This window comes from Micromonospora sp. GCM10011542 (assembly GCF_042650685.1).
Taxonomy (GTDB): domain Bacteria; phylum Actinomycetota; class Actinomycetes; order Mycobacteriales; family Micromonosporaceae; genus Micromonospora.
The window spans coordinates 72,696-99,138 of the sequence record NZ_JBHSBO010000033.1 but is presented as its reverse complement, the minus strand read 5'-3'; the positions used below and the strand labels follow the sequence as shown (position 1 = coordinate 99,138).

23 protein-coding genes are annotated in these 26,443 nt (G+C 69.6%); 16 read left to right on the top strand and 7 right to left on the bottom strand.

Going from position 1 to position 26,443, the window contains the following annotated elements; all coding sequences use genetic code 11:
* Positions 1-352 precede the first annotated feature (352 nt).
* On the top strand, positions 353-1,243 hold the full coding sequence (locus tag ACFOW4_RS12465) for a DUF1963 domain-containing protein (protein ID WP_377527258.1): 891 nt from the start codon (positions 353-355) through the stop codon (positions 1,241-1,243).
* A gap of 74 nt (positions 1,244-1,317) precedes the next feature.
* Here ACFOW4_RS12465 and ACFOW4_RS12460 read toward each other — a convergent pair whose 3' ends face one another.
* Entirely contained in the window at positions 1,318-2,058 is a 741-nt protein-coding gene (locus ACFOW4_RS12460) for an SMI1/KNR4 family protein (protein ID WP_377527256.1), read from the bottom strand.
* Positions 2,059-2,239: 181 nt separating this feature from the next.
* On the opposite strand from ACFOW4_RS12460, the gene ACFOW4_RS12455 reads away from it, so the two are divergent.
* The 3 genes from ACFOW4_RS12455 to ACFOW4_RS12445 all read left to right on the top strand — a co-directional run bounded on the left by ACFOW4_RS12455 (position 2,240) and on the right by ACFOW4_RS12445 (position 4,375).
* Complete coding sequence (locus ACFOW4_RS12455) at positions 2,240-3,127, top strand: SMI1/KNR4 family protein (protein WP_377527255.1); 888 nt, start codon at positions 2,240-2,242, stop codon at positions 3,125-3,127.
* Between the two features lie 42 nt (positions 3,128-3,169).
* The gene (locus ACFOW4_RS12450) at positions 3,170-3,379 is read left to right on the top strand and encodes a Type 1 glutamine amidotransferase-like domain-containing protein (RefSeq protein ID WP_377527267.1); all 210 of its coding nucleotides are present in this window, start codon (positions 3,170-3,172) and stop codon (positions 3,377-3,379) included.
* 138 nt (positions 3,380-3,517) lie between these two features.
* Positions 3,518-4,375 (top strand): phosphotransferase, encoded by an 858-nt coding sequence (locus tag ACFOW4_RS12445; RefSeq protein ID WP_377527253.1) that lies wholly within the window; start codon positions 3,518-3,520, stop codon positions 4,373-4,375.
* A 219-nt stretch (positions 4,376-4,594) separates the two neighbouring features.
* Here ACFOW4_RS12445 and ACFOW4_RS12440 read toward each other — a convergent pair whose 3' ends face one another.
* The 3 genes from ACFOW4_RS12440 to ACFOW4_RS12430 all read right to left on the bottom strand — a co-directional run bounded on the left by ACFOW4_RS12440 (position 4,595) and on the right by ACFOW4_RS12430 (position 7,445).
* Complete coding sequence (locus tag ACFOW4_RS12440) at positions 4,595-5,581, bottom strand: serine hydrolase domain-containing protein (protein WP_377527252.1); 987 nt, start codon at positions 5,579-5,581, stop codon at positions 4,595-4,597.
* A 344-nt stretch (positions 5,582-5,925) separates the two neighbouring features.
* Positions 5,926-6,438 (bottom strand): DUF402 domain-containing protein, encoded by a 513-nt coding sequence (locus tag ACFOW4_RS12435; RefSeq protein ID WP_377527250.1) that lies wholly within the window; start codon positions 6,436-6,438, stop codon positions 5,926-5,928.
* A 56-nt stretch (positions 6,439-6,494) separates the two neighbouring features.
* The gene (locus ACFOW4_RS12430; RefSeq protein ID WP_377527248.1) at positions 6,495-7,445 is read right to left on the bottom strand and encodes a helix-turn-helix transcriptional regulator; all 951 of its coding nucleotides are present in this window, start codon (positions 7,443-7,445) and stop codon (positions 6,495-6,497) included.
* Positions 7,446-7,507: 62 nt separating this feature from the next.
* On the opposite strand from ACFOW4_RS12430, the gene ACFOW4_RS12425 reads away from it, so the two are divergent.
* From ACFOW4_RS12425 to ACFOW4_RS12385, 9 genes are all read left to right on the top strand, one after another.
* On the top strand, positions 7,508-8,653 hold the full coding sequence (locus ACFOW4_RS12425) for an epoxide hydrolase family protein (protein WP_377527246.1): 1,146 nt from the start codon (positions 7,508-7,510) through the stop codon (positions 8,651-8,653).
* Positions 8,654-8,744: 91 nt separating this feature from the next.
* Positions 8,745-9,926 (top strand): winged helix DNA-binding domain-containing protein, encoded by a 1,182-nt coding sequence (locus ACFOW4_RS12420; protein ID WP_377527244.1) that lies wholly within the window; start codon positions 8,745-8,747, stop codon positions 9,924-9,926.
* A 279-nt stretch (positions 9,927-10,205) separates the two neighbouring features.
* Positions 10,206-11,228, top strand: a complete 1,023-nt coding sequence (locus ACFOW4_RS12415; RefSeq protein ID WP_377527243.1) for an LD-carboxypeptidase — start codon at positions 10,206-10,208, stop codon at positions 11,226-11,228.
* A 511-nt stretch (positions 11,229-11,739) separates the two neighbouring features.
* Entirely contained in the window at positions 11,740-12,801 is a 1,062-nt protein-coding gene (locus ACFOW4_RS12410) for a S8 family peptidase (RefSeq protein WP_377527241.1), read from the top strand.
* 461 nt (positions 12,802-13,262) lie between these two features.
* Positions 13,263-14,363 carry a sensor histidine kinase gene (locus ACFOW4_RS12405; protein WP_377527239.1) on the top strand — a complete coding sequence of 367 codons (1,101 nt, stop codon included), beginning with the start codon at positions 13,263-13,265 and terminating at the stop codon, positions 14,361-14,363.
* Complete coding sequence (locus ACFOW4_RS12400) at positions 14,360-14,824, top strand: roadblock/LC7 domain-containing protein (RefSeq protein ID WP_377527237.1); 465 nt, start codon at positions 14,360-14,362, stop codon at positions 14,822-14,824. The genes ACFOW4_RS12405 and ACFOW4_RS12400 overlap by 4 nt, the downstream gene beginning before the upstream one ends.
* A 24-nt stretch (positions 14,825-14,848) precedes the next feature.
* The gene (locus tag ACFOW4_RS12395) at positions 14,849-15,193 is read left to right on the top strand and encodes a DUF742 domain-containing protein (protein WP_377527235.1); all 345 of its coding nucleotides are present in this window, start codon (positions 14,849-14,851) and stop codon (positions 15,191-15,193) included.
* A complete protein-coding gene (locus ACFOW4_RS12390) occupies positions 15,171-15,776 on the top strand; it encodes an ATP/GTP-binding protein (RefSeq protein ID WP_377527233.1) in 606 nt (201 codons plus the stop codon). The genes ACFOW4_RS12395 and ACFOW4_RS12390 overlap by 23 nt, the downstream gene beginning before the upstream one ends.
* A 22-nt stretch (positions 15,777-15,798) precedes the next feature.
* Positions 15,799-17,040, top strand: a complete 1,242-nt coding sequence (locus tag ACFOW4_RS12385; protein ID WP_377527232.1) for a styrene monooxygenase/indole monooxygenase family protein — start codon at positions 15,799-15,801, stop codon at positions 17,038-17,040.
* A 114-nt stretch (positions 17,041-17,154) separates the two neighbouring features.
* On the opposite strand, the gene ACFOW4_RS12380 is transcribed toward ACFOW4_RS12385, so the two are convergent.
* On the bottom strand, positions 17,155-18,024 hold the full coding sequence (locus tag ACFOW4_RS12380; RefSeq protein ID WP_377527230.1) for an RNA polymerase sigma-70 factor: 870 nt from the start codon (positions 18,022-18,024) through the stop codon (positions 17,155-17,157).
* A gap of 229 nt (positions 18,025-18,253) precedes the next feature.
* Here ACFOW4_RS12380 and aceE point away from each other — a divergent pair, with 229 nt between their 5' ends.
* Positions 18,254-20,947, top strand: a complete 2,694-nt coding sequence (gene aceE, locus ACFOW4_RS12375; RefSeq protein WP_377527228.1) for a pyruvate dehydrogenase (acetyl-transferring), homodimeric type — start codon at positions 18,254-18,256, stop codon at positions 20,945-20,947.
* Between the two features lie 45 nt (positions 20,948-20,992).
* Here aceE and ACFOW4_RS12370 read toward each other — a convergent pair whose 3' ends face one another.
* Positions 20,993-22,159 carry a hypothetical protein gene (locus ACFOW4_RS12370; protein ID WP_377527226.1) on the bottom strand — a complete coding sequence of 389 codons (1,167 nt, stop codon included), beginning with the start codon at positions 22,157-22,159 and terminating at the stop codon, positions 20,993-20,995.
* A 452-nt stretch (positions 22,160-22,611) separates the two neighbouring features.
* Between ACFOW4_RS12370 and ACFOW4_RS12365 the strand changes: the two genes are divergently transcribed.
* Together ACFOW4_RS12365 and ACFOW4_RS12360 are read left to right on the top strand one after the other, a co-directional pair.
* Entirely contained in the window at positions 22,612-24,804 is a 2,193-nt protein-coding gene (locus ACFOW4_RS12365) for a S8 family serine peptidase (RefSeq protein ID WP_377527224.1), read from the top strand.
* Positions 24,805-24,919: 115 nt separating this feature from the next.
* The gene (locus tag ACFOW4_RS12360; RefSeq protein WP_377527223.1) at positions 24,920-25,363 is read left to right on the top strand and encodes a DUF5990 family protein; all 444 of its coding nucleotides are present in this window, start codon (positions 24,920-24,922) and stop codon (positions 25,361-25,363) included.
* 41 nt (positions 25,364-25,404) lie between these two features.
* Here ACFOW4_RS12360 and ACFOW4_RS12355 read toward each other — a convergent pair whose 3' ends face one another.
* On the bottom strand, positions 25,405-26,340 hold the full coding sequence (locus ACFOW4_RS12355; protein ID WP_377527221.1) for a LysR family transcriptional regulator: 936 nt from the start codon (positions 26,338-26,340) through the stop codon (positions 25,405-25,407).
* Positions 26,341-26,443: the final 103 nt, after the last annotated feature.

Below are 26,443 nucleotides of genomic sequence, written 5' to 3'. Positions count from 1 at the left end.
AGACCGACAGGCCGGACGGCGTGTCAACCAACACCGTGAACGTTCGTGGTCACGGCACTAGCGCTGTGATCAGACTCGCCGTCGCGGCGACTGCGCTGGCGTCTGAGGACCATCCTTCGGGACAGGCGCAGCTTGAATGCTGACTTCTGTAGACCGACTGAGCCACCCGGTCGGTAACGCGGCGTAACGAGCGACGTTCGATACAGAGCGCCGCCTGGTTACCGGATCTGCCGAGATGTGCGCACCCGATCACGGCGGCAGCGATGCCGACGACAGCGCGTGCGGGCCGTGGCGCACCCGGTCGCCGGGCTCGCCCTCTGGTCATTGGGTCTTCGTGGCACCATGTTGCGCTATGGATCATCAGGGGCAGTTTCGTCGTGCAGCGCTCGCGTTGGGCATCCCGGACGACGAGGTCAGCCGGTTCATCCAGCACCTCCGTTTGTCGATCCGGTTGAGCGGGGGATCCGGCGGTGTTCCGGTCGGGCAGTTCGGTGGGTTGCCCCGGCTGCCGGTGGGCATGGACTGGCCGTCCGACGGGGTCAGTCCGTTGCCGTTCATCTTCTCGGTCGACTGTGCGGCGCTGCCAAGAGTCGACGGCTTCGGCCTGCCGGCGGACGGCTCGCTGCTGTTCTTCCTAAACCACGAGCAGGCCGCTGCCACCGGGGAGCGAAGGTACGGGCGAGTCGTGTATGTGCCGGCCGGTACCGATACCGAGGTGGCGACAGGATCCACCGACGACGCGTTCGTCGGCGAGCAGTACGACGTCGGCGCCACGCTGCGCGCGGATTTCCCCGATTGGTTCGGGGCGGACGACGAGGACGAGGAGGACGAGGACGAGGACGACCTGTCGCCCTTCCAGCAGCAGTTGGCCCGTGACCTCGAGCGTGACCTGCCGCACCTGGACGAACTCTGTGCTCTGGCCAACGATCTCTGGCCGCCTGACAACGGGTACGCCAGCGCCTATATCGGCGGGTATGCCGACGAGGAGGTAATCAAGAGTATTGCGGAGCAGACCCTCGCGTGGCGCGAGAAGACCGGCGAGATCGTCATCCCGGTCGCGAAATGGTATTCCCATGTGGAGAAGGAGACGCACCGGCTGACGAGTGAGTGGGTGTCGCTCGCCCACTTTCCCGTAGACAACGAGCTCTATTACCGGAGTGACGGGAGTTTCGTGATCCGTCACGACGACCTGGCCGCTGGTCGGCTGGACGAGGCGCTTTCGGTGGCTGAGTTGATCCCATAGAACACCGGCGGCGTCAAGATCACTTTAGCGGTGGGTGGCGCACTCGGCCGTGAGGACAGCCGTGCAGGGGGCCGTCATGACGTGTATGGACTGCAGGGTTGAACATCCTGGAGCCATGCGGGACGCATCCCCCAAGAGTCCGTCGGCGTGCTGCCCCATTCGCACGCCGGTCCCGCGAGGTGATCGATCTCTAGAGGCGAGTTGTCAGGATCAGCCGCATACAGTTCCAGATCCTCGGCGTAGCGGACAAGCAGCTGTGTCCAGGAGGGAGCCAGCACGTCCCACGAGGCGCATTCGACATCAACCCGAACCACCTGTCCGGGCGTTCCCCCCGGTGCCGGATCAAAGTCGAGCAGCCACTGCACGTCGCCATTCATGTCGCCCACGACCACTGCGCCCGGCGAACCGATGATCGGTCGCACCGGTCCGTTCAGGCAGAGATGTTCGCCTCGGTCGACCAGGTATGCCCAGACTTGAGGATCGTCCCAGTCCGGCTCCGGATGATAGTTGTCGCGCCACATCCGGGTCATCTCGATGATCTTGTTGGTGTCGCAGAGGTAAGTCATCGGTACCGGGCTGGGCTCAGGGGGCGGCAGTATCGGGCCAGGGTCGGTTCCGTTGTGGATGCGGAGACTGGCGCGGAAATCCTGCGGCAGTAGCACGGCCAAGGCGGCCTCCACCGCATCGATTGCCTGTACCGGGGCCGGCGCTGCGAGCTGCCGTAGGGAAGCCGGCAGGATGCGACTCAGGCCAGCCTCGATTCGCGCCCACGCTTCGGCAACGCGCTTGTCGACGTCGACTCCAGTGTCAGTCACGACGCAGACTCTAGACATCGCCACCGCAGGCGCAACTGCCTCATCTGCCGCCGACCGTGCGCTAGGTTCTCTCGCCGTCGCCCGACGGGTTGCGCCACGCGCTCGTGCCGGTGTGCGGATACCGCAGCAACGGGAAGGCGCGACGTCGGTGTGCATCCGGCCGTCGTGCACCATGCTGCCTGTGCGTATCGAGCGTCTGAGCTTTTTCGTGGAGTCTGTCGGGGCCGCCGCTGAAGGCTGGCGTCTGGAGGGTGAGCCGGGGTATCACCCACGGCACTGGGCTCGTCCTGGAGACCGCTTCGATCGTGCATGCGACGAACACGGCACACAGGAGCGGGACGTGGACCTGGTCGTGGTGGAACTCAGCGAGTCTCACGCCATCGTCACCGGTTCCGGCGGCGACCAACTCCGACCCGACGACATCCTCTCCGGAGAACGCGTAGCTGAGCATGAGGACCCCCGGCTGTCGAGAGATCGCAGCACCGGGACTGACGTGACCGAGGCCCTAGCCGGGCTTCTGGGTTTACCGGCGCTTGAAACTGCAGCCGGGGGCGGATTCGACTGGTCACCTGTCGAGGCGGAGCTGGGCGTCACACTTCCGAAGGACTACAAGCGGTTCACCGACGCTTACGGTGCCGGCCTCGTTGACGGTCACGTCACCGTGTGCGCCCCCGACGAACCGCGCGACTGGGCAGACCTGGTGCAGCACAACGCCTGGGCCCACGAGTGCGTTCGCTTGGACTTCGGAGGACCCGACAACGCCTCCGGGGGCTGGCACCTGGGTGACTCGTCGCAGTGGGAACCGCAGCGCGACGACGTCCCATCCTGGTTCCATCCCGGTGACAACCTCATCTCGTGGGGACACACCGGCCACGGCGACCTGCTCTTCTGGCACGTCAAGCCTGGCGCGGCTCCCGAGGACTGGCCGGTGGTGTTCAAGGAGGAAGGGCCGTATTGGGAGCAGTACCAGGCCGGCTTCTCCGCGGCCCTCGTCGGCTTACTGACGGGCGAGATTCAGTCCGATTACCTGAGCCGTTGGTTTGGAGGGCCCCACTCCTACACGCCCTGAAGCGAGCCGTCGGACCATGTCAGGCATCCGGGCGAGGAGCGGATCAAGTCGGCCTGCCCGCTGTTCGACTGGTGTGTCAAGCCGCATCTCGACTCCCCGTCCTTCCCCAACCGGGACGAGGCATGGGCGGACCGGCTGGCGGCGAGCGCGGACTTCCCGCTCTACCTGCTCGACGACGACTCCGCAATCCGGGTCCGCGGCGACAAGATGGACGTCGTCTCGACCGGGCGCTGGCGGCTGTTCGGGCGATGACGGGCCCGAGCCTGCCGCGCGAAAGTCGGAGGACACCCGCGGTCGCCTACGGGAGGATGGCGGCATGACGATGCACGCCGACCAGCTCCACGTCGACGCGCAGACCGTCCGCCGGCTGGTCGAGGTGCAGTTCCCTCAGTGGCGCGGACTGCCGATCACCGAGCTGCGCACGCCCGGGACCGTGAACGCGATCTTCCGGATCGGCGACGACCTGGCCGCCCGCTTCCCGCTGGCAACCCGGCGCAGGCCCGCGCGTCGCTGGCGGCAGAGGCCGAGGCCGCGCGTGAACTGGCCCACGCCGCCACCGTGCCCACCCCGGAGCCGGTGGCGTTCGGGGAGCCGGGCGCGGGCTATCCGCTGCCGTGGAGCGTCCAGACCTGGCTGCCCGGCCACGACGCGACGGTCGAGGACCCCGCAGGGTCGAACGCGTTCGCCCATGACCTGGCCGAGCTCATCGCCGGGATGCGCGCCGACGACACCCGCGGGCGACGCTTCGACGGCGTCGGTCGCGGCGGGCACCTCCCGGACCACGACGAGTGGCTCGAGACCTGCTTCCGGCAGAGCGAGGACCTGCTCGACGTACCCCTCCTGCGGCGGATCTGGGCGGAGCTTCGGACGCTGCCCGAGGTCGACGAGGACGCGATGTGCCACCGCGACCTCATCCCGCCCAACGTCCTCGTCGAGGACGGCCGTCTCGTCGGCCTCCTGGACGGCGGCGGCTTCGGTCCGGCGGACCCGGCGCTCGACCTCGTGGCGGCCTGGCACCTCCTCGACGAGACCCAGCGCGGCATCCTCCGCCGCGAGCTCGGATGCGGCGACGTCCAGTGGGGGCGCGGGATGGCTTGGGCGTTCCAGCAGGCGATGGGGCTGGTCTGGTACTACCTCGACTCCAACCCGACGATGAGCCGGTGGGGCAGGCGCACCCTGGACCGCATCGTCGACGCCTGGGCCGCCCGAGCGAGCACGATTCCCCTGGAGGCTGACCGAGTTCGGTGAGTGTGTGAACGCACGCATCTGCCGCGATCCGCACGATACGCAGGGTTACTTGACCGCTCGCGGCTTGCGGTGCTGCTCTGCAGACGACCGGATGTCGATCGGGTGCCGTGACGCGGGTGCTTTTCCGGCGAACGCAGAGGCGGTCTCGACCGCACGCATGAGCTGACGTCCGGCCCAGATGTGCGCCCTGCCGATGGGCTGACCGGCGGGCGCGGTGCCTCAAGCCATCGCGGGAAGGATGACCCGTTCCAGCACCGTGAGCGGGGTCCGCCACTGGTCGGGTTCGTCGTAGTTGCCGGCGGTGATGGCCGCGGTGAGGTCCAGGTGGGGCAGGACGAACAGGCGCTGGCCGCCGTTGCCCATGCCGGCCAGCAGCCGATGGCCCTCGATGGATTCGATGTACCACTGGTAGCCGTACTGCGCGCCCCAGCTGGTCTGCAGGCGTGGCTGGAGCATCATGCGGATCCAGTCGGCGGGGACGACCCGCTGACCGTCCCAGGTTCCCTCGGCCAGCACCAGCTCGCCGAGCCTGGCCAGGTCGCGCGGCGCGAGTCGCAGCCCGGACGCGGCGGAGGCCACTCCGTCCGCGCCAGTCATCCACTCGAAGCTGCCGATGCCCAGCGGCGCGAACAGCACGGCCTGCGCGTACTGCGGCAGCGACTGCCCGGTGCCGTCGGCGATCAGTCGGCCGAGCAGAGCCGTGGCGCCGCCGCAGTAGGTCCATTGGGTGCCGGGCGGCTCGAGGATCGGCCGCTCCAGGATGTACCGGTATCGGTCCGGTGCCAGCTCCATCGCGATCTCGGCGTTGGCTGGGCTGTTGTACGGGAGATCTTCGCGCCACTCCACGCCCAACGCCATTGTCAGCGCGTGCTCGACGGTGAGCCGGGCACGCCGGGCGTCGGCCGCCAGGTCGGGGTACTGCGGGAACCGCTGCAGGAGCGGCTCCGCTGGCGGCGGGACCAGTCCTTCGCCGAGCGCGATGCCGTACAACAGGACGGTCACGCTCTTGGTGACGGACCGGATGTCGTGCAGGACCCCGGGCCCGAACTCGACGACGCCCAGCGAGTCGCCCCAGGCGAAATCTTCGCCGGCCCTGTAGTACTCCAGCACGGTGTGACCACCGCGAACCGCCGCGACGGCGTGCAGACCGCCGACCTGGCCAGCTTGGAGTATCTGGTCGAGACGGTCACGCAAGTGCGTCGTCATGAGCACTCCGAGGGGGCGATGTCGGCCAGCGGAACAACACGCTCGTTATAGCGGAATTTTCGCTTCTGAAGCGACCCGGTTGGGAGGAGGCCCAGCCCGGCCCGCGCAGCTGGACCGCTGCAGCCATGATTCAGTCGTGAGACGGCCACACGCTGGCATAGAGCCTCGACGTCGACGTCCAGGACGTGCCGGCCCATTTGATGAGATCGCTGTCGACGGTGCGCGGGGTGGGAGCAGCACAACCCGCCACACCCAGCGGGAGCTGCGGCCGCGCATCCGCATCTGCCGCCGATCGAGTCCCCTGCGAATCCGCCGCACACAGCCGATGACCGCGAGCGCACTACTCACATCGGCCGGCCGAGCACCTGCCATCCGCGCCGTAGCCAAGGCTCCGTCCCTTGCCGGAGCAGCTCCGCGCAATGCTGCGCCGTGGTCCTGGCAAGCTCGGCGTCGTTCGGGTTCATCCAGCCGTTCCGGCAGGCGTCGTCGTACTCGTCCCAGTCCTCGATCTCGACTCGTCCGTCCGGCTCGTGACACACCGGGTCGAGCTCAAGGTCGACGTACTGCCAGCCGGCCTCGGTGATCTCCGGTGGGAGACATACATCGACCTCCAGTCGTCGATCGGTGAGATCACCGACCCACCACGCGACCCACGGCCGATCCGCTGCCAGCAACACCACAACGGGCACGGACAAGGTGCCGCGGTCGTGCGGGGCGCCCCATGCCGAACCGACCGGACCTCGCAGCCACGTCCCGTCACGATCCTGCCCGACGCGCTGCAGGTCGTACCAGAAGACGCCACCGGGGCGCTTGATCTTGAAAAGACGTACGGTCTCGACGGCCGCGCTGTCGTTCACGTGAGCAGCCTAGGGAGAGACGGAGCGGCCGGCACCTCTGAGGGGTTGTGTGGCGGTCAGCGGACGGCGTCGGTGAGTCGGGTGGCGAGGTCGCGGATGTGTGCGACCAGTTCGGGTGGTTCGTGGATCTGGAAGCGGAAGCCGAGCAGTGCGACGTAGATGGCGAGTTCGTCGAGGGAGTTGGATCCGGTGTGCAGTAGGCAGGTGTGCGGGTCGACGGCTTCGATGACACCGACTGTGGGCGGGATCCGTTCGGCGGCGGTCGTGGCTGGCACGTGCAGGGTGATCCGAGCCTGGTAGCGGTAGGGGGCGGTGGAGACGCCGTGGGTGAGGTAGCCGGCGAGGTTGACGTCGGGTGCCGGTCGGGGGGTGAAGCGAGGGCCGGTCGGGATGCGGGGATGGATTCGGTCGACCCGGTAGGTGCGCCAGTCGCGCCGGTCGGTGTCCCAGCCGACCAGGTACCAGCGCCGGCCGGTGTGGACCAGCCGGTGAGGTTCGGTGTCGCGTACCGAGTCGGTGCCGTCGTGGCTGCGGTAGTCGAAACGGAACCGCTGGTGGTCGCGGCAGACGGCGGCGAGGACGGTCAGCACGTCCGGGTCCACGGTAGGGCCGGCGGCGGGGACCGTGACGGTGACCGAGTGCAGCAGGTTGACCCGGTGGCGTACGCGCGACGGCAGTACCCGTTCGAGCTTGGCCAGCGCGCGTAGCGAGGTTTCCTCGATGCCGGTGACCGTGCCGCTGGCGGCGGTACGTAGCCCGATGGCGATGGCGACGGCCTCATCGTCGTCGAGCAGCAGCGGCGGGAGCTTCGTTCCGGCGCCGAGCCGGTAGCCGGCCGCGCCGGGGGTGGCGTGCACCGGGTAGCCGAGGTCGCGCAGTTTCTGGATGTCACGCCGCACGGTCCGCACGTCGACATCAAGGCGCTGCCCAAGCTCTGCGCCGGTCCAATCACGCGGGGTTTGCAGCAGCCCGAGAAGCCGCAGCAGTCGGGCGGAGGTTTCCAACATGCCCCAAGTTTGCCAGCGAGCTAGGGCCAGACCTGTCCTAGCTCGCCCGTAGCGTGATCTTCATGAGCGAACAGATCACCCCGTTCCGGATCGAGATCCCTCAGGGCCGTCTCGATGACCTGCGCCACCGGCTCACCCACACCCGTTGGCCGGACGAGCTGCCCGGCGCCGGCTGGGAGGCCGGAGTGCCGCTGGACTACCTGAAAGACCTGGCCGACTACTGGCAAACCAAGTACGACTGGCGCCCCCACGAGGCACGGCTGAACGAATTCCCCCAGTTCACCACCGTCATCGACGGGCAGCAGGTGCACTTCCTGCACGTGCGTTCACCCGAGCCGGAAGCACTGCCGCTCATCCTCACCCACGGCTGGCCCGGCTCGATCGTGGAGTTCATGAAGATCATCGGGCCGCTGACCGATCCCGCCCGACACGGCGGCGACCCCGCCGACGCCTTCCACGTCGTGGCCCCGTCACTGCCCGGCTTCGGCTTTTCCAGCCCGCTCGCCGCCCCGGGCTGGGACACCAGCCGAGTGGCCCGCGCCTGGGCCGAACTGATGAACCGCCTCGGCTACCACCGCTACGGCGCGCAGGGCGGGGACACCGGAGCGATCGTCTCCCCCGAGCTCGGCCGCATCGATCCCGATCACGTGATCGGCGTGCACGTCAACAACCTGGGCACCTTCCCCTCCGGCGATCCGGCCGAGCTGGTCGGCCTCACCGAGGCCGACCAGGCCCGCCTCGCGCTCATGACGACCTGGGGCCGGGACATGTCCGGGTACGCGATCGTCCAGTCGACCCGGCCGCAGACGATCTCCTACGCCCTCACGGACTCACCGGTCGGCCAGCTCGCGTGGATCGTCGAGAAGTTCAAGGAATGGACAGACCCGAGCGCCGGCCTACCCGAAGACGTCATCGACCGCGACCTGATCCTCACCGACGTCTCGGTGTACTGGCTGACCGGCACCGCCGGATCCGCCGCCCGCATCTACTACGAAGGCGCCCGCACCTGGGGCCAGGCCCAGGCGCGCTCATCGGTACCGACCGGGGTAGCGGTGTTCCCCAACGACCTCACCATCCGGCCCCTCGCCGAACGCGACCACAACGTGGTGCACTGGACCGAGTTCAACCGCGGCGGGCACTTCGCCGCCATGGAAGCACCCGACCTCCTGATCGGCGACGTGCGGGAGTTCTTCCGCCAGTTCCGCTGACGGCACCGAGGAGGTCGAGGTTGGCTGTGGCCAACCTTGACCTCCTCCGCCGCAGCGCCCACACGAACCACGACACCGAGAGACTTGCTGCATGACCAACCGTTCCATCGTTGTGCCGCGGCTGTCCTGGCCCGATGTGTGGGGCCGGCGGCTCGACCGGCACGGGCTGTCCGCTCCGCTACGCGACGGCAGACCCGCCGATGCTGTTGCCGCCATGTGCGGCGCGCACGCTCAAGTGCTTCCCGCCGCTGAGGTGTCCATCGGGCTGCGCGTAGCCGGTGCCACCCGCAACGACATCCGCAACGCGTTGTGGAACGAACGCGGCCTGGTCAAGACATTCGGCCCGCGCGGTACCGTACACCTGCTACCGATGCGTGACCTAACACTGTGGACCGGCGCGCTCGGCGCGCTCGGCGCGCTGCCACCACCTTCGAACAGCATGCCCGCCAACGCACGGCTGACCGCAGAACAGACCGACGAGGTCGTCGCGGCCATCGCGGAAGCACTGGCCGACGCGGAACTGACCATCGACGAACTCACCGCTGCGGTGGTCGCCCGCACCGGCTCCTGGGCCGCCGACCCGGTCGTGCCGGCGTTCGGGGGCATGTGGCCGCGCTGGCGGCAGGCGATGCACCTTGCCGCACACCGCGGGGCACTCTGTTTCGGCCCGAACCGTGGCCGGAAGGTCACCTACACCAGCCCGCAACGGTGGCTGCCCGGGCTCCAGCCTGCCCCGGCACCCGACGCCCTCGCCGGCCTGGTCCGGCGCTACCTGCACGCGTACGGGCCGGCCACGCCGCAGCAGTTCGCGCAGTGGCTGTCCACGCCTCGCCGCTGGGCGACCCAGTTGTTCAACTCCCTCGCGGAGGAACTGCAACAGGTCGACGTCGCCGGCACGGTCGCCTGGGTCTCGGCCGGCGACACCGCGCCGGCACCCGTGCCACCGTACGGAGTGCGGCTACTGCCGTACTTCGACGCCTACACCGTCGGCTGCCACCCGCGCGAGCAGCTCTTCCCCGGACCTGCCGCGCAACGCGCGCTCTCCGGTGGCCAGGCCGGCAACTTTCCGGTACTGCTCATCGACGGCATCATTGCCGGGATCTGGCACTACCGCCGCTCCGGACGCAAGCTGCACATCACGGTCGAGCCGCCTACCCCGCTCACCCTCGCCGATCGTCGGGATCTCGACGACCAGGTGGAACGTATCGGGGCGATCCTGGAGGGCAGACCACAGCTGACCATCGGCACGGTGACCGTAGGCAGCCACGCCTAACCACGCCAACGCCAGCCGATACTGGGCACATCCGATCGCCGCGGGCCGGGAATTGTTCGATGCGGCTCGGGAGGCCGGTGACCCGGACGTGGGCAGTCACGGGAAGGCGGACATGGCCCAGGCCGAGGCGCGGACTTCGGGCGACGGGCGTACGTCTGCGACGTTGACGCCCGCCTCTGGGGCAGTCGCGGAACGTCGACCACGCTCGGTGCGCCGCCTGCTGGGCGGTCGATCGGTAAGTGCGTGGCGTGCTGTTGCGCGTGTTGGGACACTGCGGCGGTGACCGGCGCTGCACTGCCTCAACTGCTTCGACCTCGTGCCCTGCGGCCCGGGGAGCTCGTCGTCATCGCATCGCTGTCCGGGCCGCTGCACGCCGTCTACGAGCCCGACCTCGATCGCGCGGTGGTCGTGCTCGAACGGATGGGCTTCCGCGTGCGTCGGGCACCGCTCCTCGAAGCGGGGCGGCACCACTGGTGGAGCGCGGATACGCCGGCGGAGATCGCCACGGAGTTCAATGCTCTGCTGCGTGATCCTGAGGTGCGCGCCATCATCGCGCATGACGGCGGGCAGACGGCGCTGGGCTACCTCGACCTGATCGACTTCGAGGCGGTCGCTGCCGACCCCAAACCGATCCTCGGCTACAGCGACATCTCACTGCTGCATCTGGTGCTCTACGCGCGCACGGGTCTGGTCGGGTTCCATGCCGACCTGGCCACGCCGGGACTCGGCGGGGCGTGGCAGGCCGCGCCGGCAGCGCGCCGAGCGGAACTGGAAAGGCTCTACTCGACGTTGCTGACCGGTACGGAGGCGATCGGGGCGCTGCCCGCCACCCCGTCGTGGGAGTGCTGGCGTGCCGGTCGTACCGAAGGCCGGCTGATCGGCGGGGTGATCAATCGCATCGTGCTGGCGCAGGCGACGCCGTACGCGCTGCCGCTCGAATCGTTCGACGGCGCGGTGCTGTTCTGGGAGGAGATGGGCGGCCAAGCCTCGTACGTGTGGAGCTATCTGCACGTGCTGCGGCACTGCGGCATCCTCGATCGGATCTCCGGCATGGTCGTCGGCGTCCCGTACGCGATCGACGGGCTCGGGGCGCCCGACTCATCCCCGACCCTGCCCGAGATGGTCCTCGACGTGCTCGGCGATCGCGACATCCCGGTCCTGGGCAACGTCGAGTTCGGACACGCCGGCCCGAATCTGCCGATGCCGGTCGGCATCCGCGTCGGCCTCGATGCGCGACAGCGGACGCTGTCGCTGCTCGAACCGGCGGTACGGTCGCACACCGCAACGGGACCGGTCGGCTGAGCAGCGCGGGTCCGGTGAGTGCCAAGGCACGGCCTGCGGTGTCCGCGCGGCCCTGCTGGGGTCTGTAGCGTCGCGGACCAGGATCATTCGGTGAACACAGGGGGTCGTGTGGCCGAGGCGGCGGACAGTCCGTTCGACCAGTGCCTGCAGGAGCTGACGGCCGGTGAACGATCGTCTGGCCGCACTTCGTGAGAGGTGCTACCGGCTCGCGAACCACCTGCGCGCTGAGCTTCGTCGCCCCTGAGTTGCTGGGCCGTCCGGGCGTGGCAGGGCCGTCAAGTGACGTCCGGGTGCGACCGGTCGCCCGTACCGCGATTGGCCAGGTGGCCCGCGCTCACCCGGCGCCGGCCGGCGTGGCGCGCCTGGCGTCGCTGGTCGGCCTGATTCGACGACCGGCCACCGCCTCGCCCGACGGATGCCGTCGCCCATGGGAGACGGCCGTCGCTGTTGCGTCTCGACCATGATCACCGATTCATGGATGTAACGCTGTCGCATCCCGAGGAGAGGTCTCATGTCGATCGCTCGAAAACTCGCCGGCACCGCCCTGGCCGCCGCGCTCGTCGTCGTCGGCGCCGCGACACCCGCCCAGGCAGCCGTCACCGATCCGTTGTACGACAAGCAGTGGGGCCTGCGGCAGATCCACGCCGAGCAGGCCTGGGCGACCAGCACGGGTGCCGGTGTGGTGATCGCGGTCGTGGACACCGGTGTCGACCTCAACCACCCGGATCTGGCGTCCAAGCTCGTGCCCGGCGCGACCTTCGTCGACTGTGGCTCCATCTCCTGCGGCAACGGCGACTGGCGGGGCCCGAACGGCCAGCCCGACGCCAGCGACGAGCACGGCACGCACGTCGCGGGCATCGCGGCCGCCGCCACCAGCAACGGGGTCGGCGTCGCGGGAGTCGCTCCCGCCGCGCAGATCATGCCGATCAAGGTGCTGGAGGCGGGCAGCGGCAGCTTCGCCGACATCGCCGCGGGCATTCGCTACGCGGCCGACCACGGTGCCAAGGTGATCAACCTCAGCCTCGGTGCGCTGCCGGGATCCCAGGCACTCACCCTCACCGGCCTGGAGTCGGCGGCGACGGAGGCGATCGCGTATGCGCAGGCGAAGGGCGTCGCGGTCATCGCCGCCGCCGGCAACGAGACGGCACCGCTCTGCGACACCCCGGCCTGGGAACCGGGCGCTCTCTGCGTCGCCGCCACCGACCGGAATGAGGCGAAGCCGTGGTATTCCAACCTTGGCGTGAAAGCTGACCTGAAGGCGGTTGCCGCCCCCGGTGGGGCCGGCCTCGTCAATTGCGACGACGACGTGTGGTCCAGCGTCCCGGTGGGCGCCGGCACGGCCACCTGCGGGCAGGGCGACTACGACGCCTACGCCGGCACGTCGATGGCCACCCCCTACGTGGCGGGAGTCGCGGCCCTGCTCTTCGCCCAGCAGCGCAGCCTCGACAACGTTTACTCGGTCCTGATGGCGACCGCCCGCACCCCGGTCGTCGGCCTGCGCGGTGTCTACACGCCGGTCTACGGCTGGGGCATCGTCGACGCCCAGGCCGCCGTGACGGCCCCCCGCACCTGACGCCGACCCGGACGTACCGGCTGCGGCTCACCCCGTAACAGCATTTCGATCATCAGCGCCTGTCCCTTGAGAGAGGTCGGCGTAGGCCACCTCCATGGCGGGCGGGACCCCGACCCCCGGTCCCGCCCGCTATGGCACGGCCGACGCCGGGACGACCCGGGCCGCGACGGACGGACCGGGCCGGAGGCACAAGGTGAATAGGAAGGTTTCTCCCACTCGGCTCTGAACCGTTGCAATCGGCGGGAGGCGCTGGTTTACTCCACAACCGTGTCGAAACACGAGATAACCGATAGGTCGGATAGATCGTGAAACACCAAGCTGTGGCAATGCACTCGATGGACGGCGATCCCGCGACGTGGCGACAACGGTTGGCCAGATGGCTCGACCCCGGCGTCGCGCAGCGGGCGGTAATTGAGGCGCCTGAGCCGACCCCACCGGACCCGTCGCCACGGCCGGAGCGTGTGGACAGCCTGTGGCCGGCGATCTGCGAACAGTTCGCGCTGCGCATCCTCGCCTCGGCGTACCAGATGGGCAGCCACCTCGAGGTCGTCGAAGCCGACGAGCAGAACCCGGAGCGGCTCGAACGGCTCTACCGCATCGACCACGCGAACACCCGTATCCGCCGCCATGCCGAGAACCTGCAGGTTCTCCTCGGCCGGCGGGTCGAGGACGCCGACCGGCAGACGGTCTCACTGGTGGACGTGGTGCGGGCCGCCACGTCGGCCACCGAGCACTACCCGCGCATCCAGGTCCGACATGTGGTGGACCTCGGGGTTGTGGAGTTCGCCGCCGACGACGTGATCCGCGTGCTGACTGAGCTGCTGGACAACGCGACCCGCTTCTCGCCGCCCAGCTCGCCGGTGATCGTGTCCGCCTTCATCACCGAGGACGGCAGCGTGCTGCTGCGTGTCGAGGACGCCGGCGTCGGTGTCCGACCCGACCAGCTCGCGGGACTCAACGCCATGCTGGCCGGCGCCGCACCCGCACCCGTCGCAGACAATCCCGCCGCGCATCTGGGCCTTGTCGTCGTCTCGTACCTGGCCCGCGCCCATCACCTGAGGGTCGCTCTCACCAACCGGCCCTCGGGCGGCACGACCGCGACCGTGCTGGTGCCCGCGCCGCTGCTGTGCGAGATGGCGCCCGCACCGCAGGCGCGACCCGCGCCGCCACCGCCGTCGCAGCGACCGGCCGGGACGACCTCCCGCCCGCCGACGCAGGGCCGAGCCCGGCAGGGAAGTGGGCCGCCGGGGGCGCCCTTCGGCGCACATGGTCCCACCTCGCGCCTGACACTGGTCCACGGCCAGCCGACCGGCGACGGCTCCCGTGCCGCAGCGCCCCAGCCGGTGGCCAGCGGCGGCGGCCTGCCCCGTCGGGTACGCGAGAGCGTGCGCGCCGGTGGCCGCCCCGGCGGCGGAGACCAGCCGCGGAACGCCGATCCGGCACCAGGGCACCGATCCTCGTCGGATCGGGACACGTGGCCGGACGAGACGGCGGCCTTCGCCGCCGGCATCACCGACGCACAGGCACCTCCAACCGTGAAACCCGAAGGACACCTGCCATGACTCACCCCAGCAGCGGTAACGGGGGACCGCACGCGGCAGCCTCCGGGCACCAGGACTTCGGGTGGCTGGTGCGCCAGTTCGCCGACGACGTGCCAGGCGTGACCCACGCCCTCATCGTGTCGCTCGACGGTCTGCAGCTCGCCGCATCCCGCGAGGTCTCCCGCGACCTGGGCGACCAACTCGCCGCCCTGACCGCGGGACTGCTCAGCATGGCCGACCGCAGCGCGGACCTGCTCGACCTCGGCGCGTCCGAGTACCTGACCGTCCGGCTGCCGCGCGGACACCTCATGTTCATGCGGGTCGGCGAGTCCGCCGGCCTCACCGTGGCCGCTGCCGCCGGCTGCGACCTGCGGGTCGTCTCGTATCACATGACGCAGTTCGTCAGCGCCGTCGGGCACGTCCTGACCCCGCAGGTCCGCCACGACCTGCACCGTCTCACCGTCAGCCAACCACCCCGCTGAGTGGCCAGAGCCAAGGGAGCGAACGTGCCCACCACCTACTGGAAGGTGCGGCCCTATGTGTTGACCGGGGGACGCACACGCACCCGACAACACCTGCTGGTGCACACGCTGGTGTCGGTGCCGTTCTACGACGCGGTCTTCGCCTCGGGCCTGCTGCCCGAGGCGCGCTCGCTGTACGAGCAGGCCCGGCAGACCAGGTCCGTGGCGGAGCTGTCGGCGGTCTGCGGTGTGTCGCTGGGCGTGACGCGCGTCGTGGTCGACGACCTGGCCGCCACCGACCGGCTGCAGATCCACGCCGGCAGCTACACCTCCCCCTTTGATCTTCACCTCCTGGAGAGACTGCGCGATGGCCTCCGCCAGCTTGCCTGACAGCCCCCTGCTGACCTCCGCGAAGATCGTCATCGCCGGTGGCTTCGGCGTCGGCAAGACCACCTGCGTCCAGTCCATCTCCGAGATTCCCCCGATCAACACCGAGGCGTGGATGACGGCGGCGAGCGAGACGGTGGACCGGCTGGACCCCGGGATCGACAAGACGACCACGACCGTGGCCATGGACTTCGGTCGGCTGACGATCGGCTCGGACCTGGTGCTGTACCTGTTCGGCACACCCGGGCAGCCACGGTTCTGGCCGATGTGGGACGACCTGTGCCGAGGTGCCGTCGGGGCGCTCGTCCTGGCCGACACCCGGAACCTGGAGGCGTCGTTCCCCGCGGTCAACTACTTCGAGCAGGACAGCGACGTGCCGTTCGTGGTCTGCGTCAACCTCTTCGACGGGATGCTGACGCACGACCTCGAGGACGTCCGCGCCGCCCTCACGCTGTCCGCCGACGTTCCGCTGATCGCCTGCGACGTACGCGACCCGGCGTCGGTGGCGAGGGCCCTGTTGGCCGTCGTCGAACACACCATGACCCGTACCGCCGGTTTGGTCCCGGGCGCGCTCGCGCTCCGGTAGCTCACTCACCTGGAGGCATCAGTTGCGGAAGATTCTGATCGTCGGGGCCGGCCAGTCCGGCTTGCAACTCGGACTGAGTCTGCTCGCCGAGGGATACGACGTGACGATCATGTCGGCCCGTACACCGGATGAGATCCGTCGGGGCTGGGTGATGAGCACCCAGGCCATGTTCGCCGCGGCGCTGGACACCGAGCGCCAGTACGGGCTGGACCTCTGGCAGGAGCAGGCACCACGCGTCGAGGGGCTGCACGTGTCCCTGTCCGCCCCACCCGGCGAGCGTGCCCTGCGCATCCCGTGCCCGCTGGATCGTCCGGCGCAGAGCACCGACCAGCGCCTGAAGATGGCCGCCTGGCTGGAGTTGTTCGAGCAGCGCGGTGGCACCGTGCACTACCAGGGTGTGACGACCGCGGACCTGGACGGCCTGACCAGGCTCGGCCGTTACGACCTGACCATCGTCGCCGCCGGCAAGGGCGACCTGGTGGGCGTCTTCGACCGGGACGCGCAGCGCTCGAAGTACACCGCGCCCCAGCGGGGACTCGCCGTCGCCTACGTGCACGGCATGTCACCGGATCCGCTGTGGCCGGTCCCACACGTCAGCTTCAACGCGGTGCCGGGGCTCGGGGAGCTGTTCGTCATCCCCGCGCTGACCCTGTCCGGGCCCTGCGAGATTCTCTTCTGGGAAGCGGTCCCCGACGGCCCGCTCGACCTGTGGAAGGACCGCCTTGACCCGGCCGAGCACCTCAAGCTGACCCTGGATCTGGCGCGGCGGTACACGCCATGGATCTACGACCGGTGCGCCGACGTCGAGTTGACCGACGGCCGAGCCACGTTGTCGGGCCGATACACGCCGACCGTGCGCCAACCTGTGGCGGAGCTGCCCTCGGGCGGTGTCGTCCTCGGCATGGCCGACGTCGTCGTCGCCAACGACCCGATCACCGGCCAGGGCAGCAACACCGCCGCGAAGTGTGCGTACTCCTACCTGGGCTCGATCGTGGAGCGCGGTGACCAGCCGTTCGACCAGGAGTGGATGCGCCAGACGTTCGAACGGTTCTGGGAGGGCGCCGGGCGGGCCGTCACCGCCTGGACAAATGCCATGCTCCAGCCGCTGCCTCCACACGTGCAGCAGATCCTCGGCGCCGCCTCCATGAACCCGACCATCGCCCGCCGGTTCGCCAATGGCTTCTCCGACCCCAACGACTTCCAGAACTGGTTCATGACACCCGACGCCGCGGAGCACTATCTGGCCTCGGTCGCTGCCAGCTGATCCGTCACGGGGGCGGCCCTTCCCCGCTGCGCCGGCACGGGCGCGGTCACGGATGCGTACGGCGCGTTCGGAGCCGCGCGGGAATGAGGGGACGGCGAGCGCATCCCGGCATGGCTAGAAGCGGGCGAGTTTGGTGGGGTTGAGCACGATCAATACTCGTGCGATCCCGTCGGGGGAGGCATCGATCGTGCACAGCGCCACCGCCGACCCTGCCCGGCGGGCGAGGACGGCCTCCTGGCCGTTGGCCTCGGTGAAGTCCAGCGAGACCTGCGCGCCGAACTTCGCCGCGAGGCCGACGAGGTAACGGGCGACCTTGGTCCGGCCGGTGACCGGCACCCGGGCCGCGCTGACGGTGCCGCCGCCGTCGGCGTAGGAGACGACATCTTCCGCCAGCAGGTCCTCCAGTTGGCCGAGGTCACCGGAGCGTGCGGCGGCGAGGAAGGAGTGGAGCAGGCGACCGTGGTCGGCGGGGGCGACCGGCGCGTGCCGTTCCTCCGCGAGATGGGCGCGCGCCCGGCGCCCGAGTTGCCGCGCGTACGCCTCGGTGATGTCGAGGACCTCGGCGATCTGCCGGAACGGGTAGTCGAAGGCCTCGCGGAGCACGTACACGGCGCGCTCGATGGGGTTCAGACGTTGCAGCAGGAGCAGCAACGCGAGTCCCAGCGCTTCGCCCTGCTCGGCTCGGATCGCCGGGTCGGCGGAGGTCTGGATGGGCTCGGGCAGCCACGAGCCGACGTAGGACTCTCGACGGGCGCGAGCCGAGGTCGCCGCGTTGAGGGCGAGCCGGGTCGTCGTGGTGACGAGGAACGCCGTCACGTCCCGTACCGCGCTCCGGTCCGTCTGCTGCCACCGCAGCCAGGTGTCCTGGACGATGTCCTCGGCGTCGTGGACGCTGCCGAGCATCCGGTAGGCGATGCCGAACAGCCGGGGCCGGACGGCGTCGAAGGCCCGTACGGCATCCGTCGAGGCCTCGTGGTCGAGCATGACGTCTCTTTCCTCCCGTTGGCTGCCGCCCGTCCCCGTTGCCGGGTTCCGCTGTCCACCTGGTTGCGGTGCGCCGGTTGCCGCCCGAGGGCCGGCATACCCGTTCTGTGATCCGAATCGCTGCGGCGCGCGGTGCGGGGGCCCGTTCGGTTGTCACGAATCCCCGGGCCACCTGGTCCTTGATGGCGAACCCGCGAGAGATCCGGAATTGTCGGAAAGGCGGCCCACCATGACCACCAGCGAGCGAAAGCAGTCGAGCCCACTCGATCAGATCCCGGACCGCGACCCCGAGGAGACCGCCGAGTGGGCCGCCTCCCTCGACGCCGTCACCGCGGCGGCCGGGCCGCACCGCGCCTCGTACCTCCTGCGCCGAACTCTCGAACACGCCGAGGGCTCCGGCCTCGCGCTGCCGAAGCTGCTCGAGACCGAGTACGTCAACACCATCCCGACCGGCGCGGAGCCCGAGTTCCCGGGCGACGAGGAGACGGAACGGCGCATCACGGCCTGGAACCGCTGGAACGCCGCCGCCATGGTCACCCGTGGCAGCCGCTACGGCCTGGGCGGCCACATCGCCACCTACGCCTCCGCCGCCTGGCTCTACGAGACCGGCTTCCAGCACTTCTTCCGGGGCAAGGAGGCCGACGGCTCCGGTGACCAGCTCTACCTCCAGGGCCACGCCGCTCCCGGCATCTACGCCCGCGCCTTCCTCGACGGACGGCTCACCGAGGGCCACCTCGACCGGTTCCGGCAGGAGGCCGGCGGCGACGGGCTGCCCTCCTACCCGCACCCGCGCCGGCTGCCGTGGCTCTGGGAGTTCCCCACCGTGTCGATGGGCCTGGGCCCGCTGTCCGCGATCTACCAGGCGCGGTTCAACCGCTACCTGCAGCACCGTGGCATCAAGGACACCTCGGCCTCACGGGTGTGGGCGTTCCTCGGCGACGGCGAGATGGACGAGCCCGAGTCGACCGCCGCGCTCGCCCTCGCCGCTCGCGAAGGCCTGGACAACCTCACTTTTGTGATCAACTGCAACCTGCAGCGGCTCGACGGACCTGTGCGCGCCAACTTCAAGATCGTCCAGGAGCTGGAGGCCCAGTTCCGCGCGGCGGGCTGGAACGTCGTCAAGTCGCTCTGGGGCTCGGCCTGGGACGACCTGTTCGCGCTCGACACCACCGGTGCGCTCGTACGCCGACTGCGGGAGGTTCCCGACGGGCAGTTCCAGACGTACGCGGCCCGTGATGTCGCCTACATCCGCGAGCACTTCTTCGGAGCCGATCCCGCGCTCGCCGAGATGGCGAAGGTGCTGACCGACGCGAAGATCGCCGAGTGCTTCCGCGCCTCACGGGCGGGCCACGAACCCCGCAAGGTGTACGCCGCCTACCGGGCCGCGGTCGAGCACCGGGGCGCACCGACGGTGATCCTCGCCCAGACGGTGAAGGGGTACACGCTCGGCCCCAACTTCGAGTCGCGCAACGCCAACCACCAGATGAAGAAGCTGACCGGCAACGAGTTCCGCGCGTTGCGCGACCTGCTCGAACTCCCCATCCCCGACAGCAGGCTCGACGGTGACGTGGTGCCGTACGTCCACCCCGGCGCGGACTCGCCGGAGGTCCGTTACCTGCACGAGCGCAGGGCCGCGCTCGGCGGCCCCGCCCCGGCTCGCCGGGTCCACCCGGTGGTGCTGCCCGCGCCGTCCGCCAAGCCCTTCGAGGCCCTGGCCAAGGGGTCCGGCAACCAGGAGATCGCGACGACTATGGCCTTCGTCCGCCTGGTCAAGGACCTGATGCGGGACCAGGAGACCGGCCGGCGCTGGGTGCCGATCGTCCCGGATGAGGCGCGCACCTTCGGCATGGAGTCGCTCTTTCCCACCGCCGGGATCTACTCGCCGCACGGCCAGACGTACGACCCGGTCGACCGCGACACGCTCCTGTACTACAAGGAGGCCACGAACGGCCAGATCCTCAACGAGGGCATCACCGAGGCCGGATCGATGGCCGACTTCACCGCCGCCGCCACGTCGTACGCCACCCACGGCGAGCCGATGATCCCCTTCTACATCTTCTATTCGATGTTCGGCTGGCAGCGGACGGCCGACCAGATGTGGGCGCTCGCCGACCAGCTCGGCCGCGGTTTCCTCATCGGCGCCACCGCCGGCCGTACCACGATGACCGGCGAGGGCCTGCAACACGCGGACGGCCATTCCCACCTGATCGCTTCGACCAACCCCGCGGCCATCGCCTACGACCCGGCCTTCGCGTACGAGATCGCCGTGATCGTCCGCGACGGTCTGCGCCGGATGTACGGGCCGGATGCGGAGAACATCTTCTACTACCTGACCGTCTACAACGAGGCGAAGGTCCAACCGCCCATGCCGCCGGGCGCGGCCGTCGAGGAGGGCATCCTCAAGGGCCTGTACCGGTTCCAGGAAGCCGATGCCGAGGCGTTGGCGGCGGACGCCCCGCGTCTGCAACTCCTCGCCTCCGGCACCGCCATCCACTGGGCACTGGAAGCCCAGCGGCTCCTCGCCACCGACTGGGGCGTGGCGGCCGACGTGTGGTCCGCCACCTCCTGGAGCGAGCTGCGCCGCGACGCTCTGGACTGTGACGCCGCGCAGCTCAAGGGCGAGGACCGGATTCCGTACGTCACCCGGGTGCTGGACGGCGCCCCCGGCCCGGTGCTCGCCGTCAGCGACTGGATGCGGGCGGTCCCGGATCAGATCAGCCAGTGGGTGCCGCAGGACTGGCACTCGATCGGCACGGACGGCTTCGGCCTCTCCGACACCCGCGAGGCCGTCCGTCGCCACTTCGGGGTCGACCCCCGGTCGGTCGTGGTCGCGGCCCTCGCAGCCCTGGCCCGGCGCGGCGAGGTCAAGCCCGAGATTGTTCAGGAGGCGCGCGATCGCTACGGGATGACCGACAACGACTGACCCCTGCGGTCCGGGGACCGAACTGGTCCCCGGACCGCCGTCACGTCAGAGCGTGAGCGGGCTCCACGTGTGACCGCCGTCGACGGTGCGGTACACGGCGGCTCCCGACCATGCCGGCCCACCCCAGACCACCACGCCGTGCGCGGCGTCCTGGAAGTCCAGGTCGAGCATCGGAAGCTGCGCGTCGAAGATCGCCAGGGGCGACTCCCACGTGACGCCGTTGTCGAAGCTGGCGTGCAACCAGCTCGCACCCCCACCGACACCGGCCACGACGGCGGAACCGGTCGAGGCCGTCGCGAACCCGGTGGTGATCCCCGGGTACGGCGCCTGGCCCAGCACGACGGGCGCAGCGCCGCCTGTCGACTCGACCAGCAGCTTCTGCATGTTGCCGCGCTCCGCGTTGAAGCTGCACATGCCCTCGACGTCATCGGGCGTGGTGCTGCTCAGCCGTACCGCGGTGCCCGCCGAGCAGACCGGCTGCGTCTCGGTCCAGTCGCTGCCGTTGGCCGTCGACCACTGCCGGAGCGACGTGTGGATCACGCCGAGGGCGACGTGGGCGGCCGAACCGTTGGTGGTGATGTCCCACCCGCCGCTGCCCGGCACCGCGACGCCGGCAACCGGCTGCCAGTTGTCCTCGCCGAGGGGCGACGAGTAGAGCTGGGTGGTCATGGCGCCTCTGGCCCCGTAGGTGACGATCGCATAGGCGTACCGGTCGGTCGACGCCAGCTTGGAGATGCTGGCCGAGCCGGCGGCGCCGGGCAGCCGCACGCGTTGCCACGTGCCGGCACCGTCGTGCGTGGCCAGGAGTACCCCGCTGTCGGTGGCCCACCCGTCGAGCTTGTTGGCGAAGTGGATCTTCGTCTGGTCGGGGGTGGACGACACCCGTGGCGCGGTGCGCTGCTGCCAGGTCCGCGCGTCGTCGGAGGTGCTGACCAGGGTCGGGCACGAACCGGCGCGGCACGACGCGAAGCCCAGCACCCAGCCGTCGGTGGGACTGGTCCACGACGTGGACGTGGGAGCGAAGCCGGCCGGCACGCCGGTGGTGGCCACCGTGGTCGTGCTGGCCGCCGGCGCACCGTCGGTCGTGCTCGCCGAGGCGCCCGACGGCGCCACCAGCACGGCGAGGGTCGCCGCCGCGCCGGCGAACACGGACCACCGGGAGTACGACGACCTGCTGGTCAGGGGTGCGCCAGCGCTGGCGGTGTCTCTCATGCTCTCTCCACCCTTGTCGATCACATCGGTGCGGGACACGGTCATCCGTGAAGGGAACTGTCACCCGTCGAGGTGGGCAACGGTGGGGAACTGGCGCTTTGGCGCCATGGCGCATCCCGGCCACACTGCCAAGCGACCCACGAGCATCCGACCAGGAGCCTCGCGAGGCGGCCGGAGTCGGTTTCCCCTCCGGTGGTGAGGTGCTCCGGCTGGTTTCTGGTCGCGTAGATAGCGTCTCGCGCGTCAATTTCGTTTCATTGCCCCAGACCAGGATCGCCCTGCGAAACCTCTGTCGGACAATCGCAGCGATTCAACCAGCAGAATCAACGCCGACCCGCACTTCAGAGGTACACACAAATGTGTCCGGCAACGGCTTGCTCCGATATGGATGCAGGTCTAGCATCGCGCCTAGACGATCTTGAATGGGGGCGGAAATGCGGATCGCTAAACGTATGAAAGCGGGGCTGGTCGCGACGCTGACACCGATTGTGGTGCTCGGCGTCGTCGCGCAACCCGCGCGGGCGGACTCGCCCGCGCCGCCGATCACGTCCTATGAGGGCGATCCCGGCCGGCTCGGTGACCCGGCGAGCTGGCGTACCCCGGAGTTCAACCGGGACGCCGGCCTGGTGTCGATGGGAGCGGAGTTCGCCTACGCCGCCGGCTACTCCGGCACGGGAATGAACGTCGGCGTCGTCGACTCGGGCGTCTTCGCCGGGCACGTCCGGGAGCACGGCAGCCTCGCGACGAACTACGCGATCGGCGACCGCTACTTGTCCGTGGAAACCCAGGGTGGCGAGACCGGCCCCACGTCGGGGTTCTACGACCCGGCGTTCAACGACAGCCATGGCACGCACGTCACCGGGACCATCGGTGCGAGCCGCGACGGCGTCGGCGAGACGCAACCCTCCGGACCCGCCGCCAACATGCACGGCGTCGCGTTCAACAGCAACGTGTACATGGGCAACACCCACAAGACGGACGGCGTGCTCTACGGTCTCCTGCCGGCGACCGCGACCGCCGCTCAGCGGCCGGACGACGCCTACCTCGCCAACGTCTACCGGGCCGTGAATGCGGCCCAGACGGCGAACGGCAAGCCCATCAGGATCATCACCAGCAGTTGGGGTAGCCAGCCCAACACCGAGAACTACAACACGTATGACGCGCCGCCCGGCAGCCCGGCGGGCTTCGGTCTGAACACGGCGTGGCGCCTCTGGTCCACCCCGGACGGCGTCGTCGACGCGAACGGCGCGACCGTCCGCTGGCTGAACGGCGCCCTCGACACCGCGCGCACCGGCACCGTCATCCAGTTCACCGCCGGTAACAGCGGCTACGTGAACCCGTCGCCGCGAGGCGCCGCGCCGTACTTCCTGCCCGACCTGGAGGGCCGCTGGTACACGACGTCGGGGATCAACCCCTCGCTGGGGCGTACGTTCAACCCTGACGGCTCGGTCCTGGTCCCCGGCCAGCAGGCGTTCAACCAGTGCGGTGTGGCGAAGTGGTCCTGCGTGACGGCGCCGAGCAACGGCATCAACAGCACCACCGTGTCGGTCGTCAACGGCGTGCCGCAGGCCCGCTACGGGAGCTCGTCGGGAACGTCGATGGCCGGGCCGCACTCGGCGGCCGCCCTGTCGCTGATCATGCAGCGCTTCCCGTACATGACGAACGAGCAGGCGCTCTACACGATGTTCACCACCGGCCGGCAGAACAACACGATCAACGACGCGGCCGGCATTGCCGTGCAGAACCCCACCCGCGGCCAGATCGTGCAGGTTCCCGACAACCGCAACGGCTGGCACACGGTCAGCCTGCGCGAGGCCATGAAGGGCCCGGGCCAGCTGCTGGGGCCGTTCGTGGCCGACCTGCGGGGACAGAACGACGTCTGGTCGAACGACATCTCCGACGTCGCGATCCGGGCACGCCAGCAGGAGGACGCCGCCGAGGCGGCCGCCTGGGAGGCGACCAAGGTCGCCAAGGGATGGACGCAGGGCCTGCCGGCCGACGCGAGCGACGTCGACAAGTCGGACTTCGCCATCGGGACCCGCCGCGAGCAGGCCCGCACGGCACGCGCCTACGAGGGCAGCCTCACGAAGCAGGGCGACGGCACGCTGTTCCTCACCGGCTCCAACACCTGGCACGGGACGAGCACCGTCCAGGCCGGCAAGCTGTCGATCGCCGGCGCGCACACCAGTTCGATCGACGTCCGCGGCGGCACGCTCGGCGGCAGCGGCAGCGTGGGGGACAGCGTCACCGTCACCAGCGGCGTGCTGCAGCCCGGCCTGTCGTCCGAGGAGGCGGAGCACATCACCGACGTGCCCGCCACCGCCGGCAAGATCTTGAACGTCGGCGGGAACGTGAACATCGGCCGGGAAGGTCGCCTCGCCGTGACCATCTCGGGCGACCACGACTACACCAGCGTCCGGGCCGCGGGCCAGCTGGCGCTGGCCGGTGAGCTGGACCTGGACGTACGCGGATCGCTGACCCCGGGCACCGTGTTGACGATCATGAGCGGCAGTTCGGTCAGCGGCAGCTTCCACGCGCTGCCCGAGAACCGGGTCCTGAACGCGGGCGGCCGCCTGTTCCGGGTGTCCTACCAGAACAACAGCGTGACGCTGACGGTCCTGCGGGCACTGCCGCAGGAGAAGTAGTCAGGAGAGGGGATTGTGGGCCGCGACGCCGGGATCGGTGTCGCGGCCCACCTGTCCGCGGCACGTGTCCTGCCTTCGGTCCTACCGGCAGGCGTACGACACTAGAGTGACTGGTGTGCGGATCCGGATCGACGGCACCGACCTCCCGGGGCGGCGCGCCGGCGCGGATGCCGACGCGCTGCGGCTGCGCAACGTGCACGTCGGGGTCCAGTGCAAGGCCGACGTGGTCGACCAGGTGCCGGCCGACGCGGCGCGGGCGACGTGGAGCTTCGAGGTGTCCAGCCGGGAGATCGACGGGATGCTGGATGTCGGCGGACCGTGGGTGCACGGGCGCCCCGGAGCACGGTTCCTGTACCTGAGCTGGGGCGCGGTGACCGATGACGGCTTCGCGATGTTCAGACGGGCGAAGTTGATGTTCACTGATATTCCGACCGAACTGCTCCGCGCCGCACACGAGGACACCGGGATGCTGGTCGGCCGGCTCGGGTTGACCGATGCCGCCGGCGGGCCCCTGTGCGCTCGGGTCCGCCCTCCCGCGATCGCCTGGACGGTGGAGTGATCGCGCGTGTCGACGGGCGCTGTCGCGAACCGGTGAAGCTCCTATTCGTTGGAACCAGCCGTCGCCTCTGCGCTTCCGGAAGGCGGCGCGGGTGGGTGGTCGACGGGGTTGAGCTGCTCTGCGGTACGGGCGAACGCTCGGATCAGCTCGGTTTCGTTGCCGGTACGCCAGATGAGGCCCCATCGGGCCGGCGCGGCGTCACGGATCGGCACGTAGGCGATGTCGGGCCGCGCGTAGTAGCGGGCGGCCTGGGCGTGGACGGGTGAGACCGCCTCGCCGGTAACGAGGATCGGGATCATTTCTTGGAAGTTGGACACGGACGGGCCGATCCGGATCGGATGTCCGCTGGGGGTCCGTAGGGGCACCAGGATCTCTCGCCAGTAGTCGGGCCGGGCACCACCCATGACGGTTTCGTTCGCGAGATCGTCGTAGGTGACCGAGTCGCGACTGGCCAGGGGATGACTCGCCCCGACGGCCAGCACGATGGGTTCGGTGTAGATGACCGGGCCGACGGTGAGGTCCGGTTCCTTGACGGGGAGCCAGACGATCTGGATGTCGACGCCCCCGGCTCGCAGCCGTCCGAAGGGGTCGCCGAAGTCGATGTGCCGGAGCTGGACCTCGCATTCGGGATGGCTTTCGGCGAACGCGTCGAACAGCGCGCGGAAGTCGTGGAGATTGACGGCGATGGAGCCGAGGCGCAACACTCCGGTCTTGCCCCGAGCGGCGAGTCGTGCCCGGTCCATGCCGTCGTGCAGGCCGCGGTACATGGGCTGGATGTCGTCGAAAAGCTGTCGGCCGATCGGTGTCAGCGTCACCTGACGGTTGCTGCGCTCGAACAGAGCAGCCCCGATGCTGCGTTCCTGCTTCTTGATGGCCTGACTGACGCGGGCCTGGGTGACATGGAGCCGTTCGGCGGTCCTGGTGAAGTGCAGTTCCTCCGCCAGCGTGAGGAAGATTTCGATGTCCCGGAGCTCCACCGCTGCTGCCCGTTCATGTATTAGCGGAATGTTATGGCACGTTACCAGAGGTGACCTTGAAGCCCGGGACGCCTCCGAGCAGGCTTGGGCAGGCCGGACCGAG

Excerpts from the sequence above, each read along its gene's own strand:
- ACFOW4_RS12430 (WP_377527248.1), bottom strand. The coding sequence starts at position 7,445 with ATGTTGGAAACCTCCGCCCGACTGCTGCGGCTTCTCGGGCTGCTGCAA.
- ACFOW4_RS12425 (WP_377527246.1), top strand. The coding sequence starts at position 7,508 with ATGAGCGAACAGATCACCCCGTTCCGGATCGAGATCCCTCAGGGCCGT.
- ACFOW4_RS12465 (WP_377527258.1), top strand. The coding sequence starts at position 353 with ATGGATCATCAGGGGCAGTTTCGTCGTGCAGCGCTCGCGTTGGGCATC.
- ACFOW4_RS12370 (WP_377527226.1), bottom strand. The coding sequence starts at position 22,159 with ATGAGAGACACCGCCAGCGCTGGCGCACCCCTGACCAGCAGGTCGTCG.
- aceE (WP_377527228.1), top strand. The coding sequence starts at position 18,254 with ATGACCACCAGCGAGCGAAAGCAGTCGAGCCCACTCGATCAGATCCCG.
- ACFOW4_RS12380 (WP_377527230.1), bottom strand. The coding sequence starts at position 18,024 with ATGCTCGACCACGAGGCCTCGACGGATGCCGTACGGGCCTTCGACGCC.
- ACFOW4_RS12440 (WP_377527252.1), bottom strand. The coding sequence starts at position 5,581 with ATGACGACGCACTTGCGTGACCGTCTCGACCAGATACTCCAAGCTGGC.
- ACFOW4_RS12365 (WP_377527224.1), top strand. The coding sequence starts at position 22,612 with ATGAAAGCGGGGCTGGTCGCGACGCTGACACCGATTGTGGTGCTCGGC.
- ACFOW4_RS12400 (WP_377527237.1), top strand. The coding sequence starts at position 14,360 with ATGACTCACCCCAGCAGCGGTAACGGGGGACCGCACGCGGCAGCCTCC.
- ACFOW4_RS12420 (WP_377527244.1), top strand. The coding sequence starts at position 8,745 with ATGACCAACCGTTCCATCGTTGTGCCGCGGCTGTCCTGGCCCGATGTG.
- ACFOW4_RS12390 (WP_377527233.1), top strand. The coding sequence starts at position 15,171 with ATGGCCTCCGCCAGCTTGCCTGACAGCCCCCTGCTGACCTCCGCGAAG.
- ACFOW4_RS12410 (WP_377527241.1), top strand. The coding sequence starts at position 11,740 with ATGTCGATCGCTCGAAAACTCGCCGGCACCGCCCTGGCCGCCGCGCTC.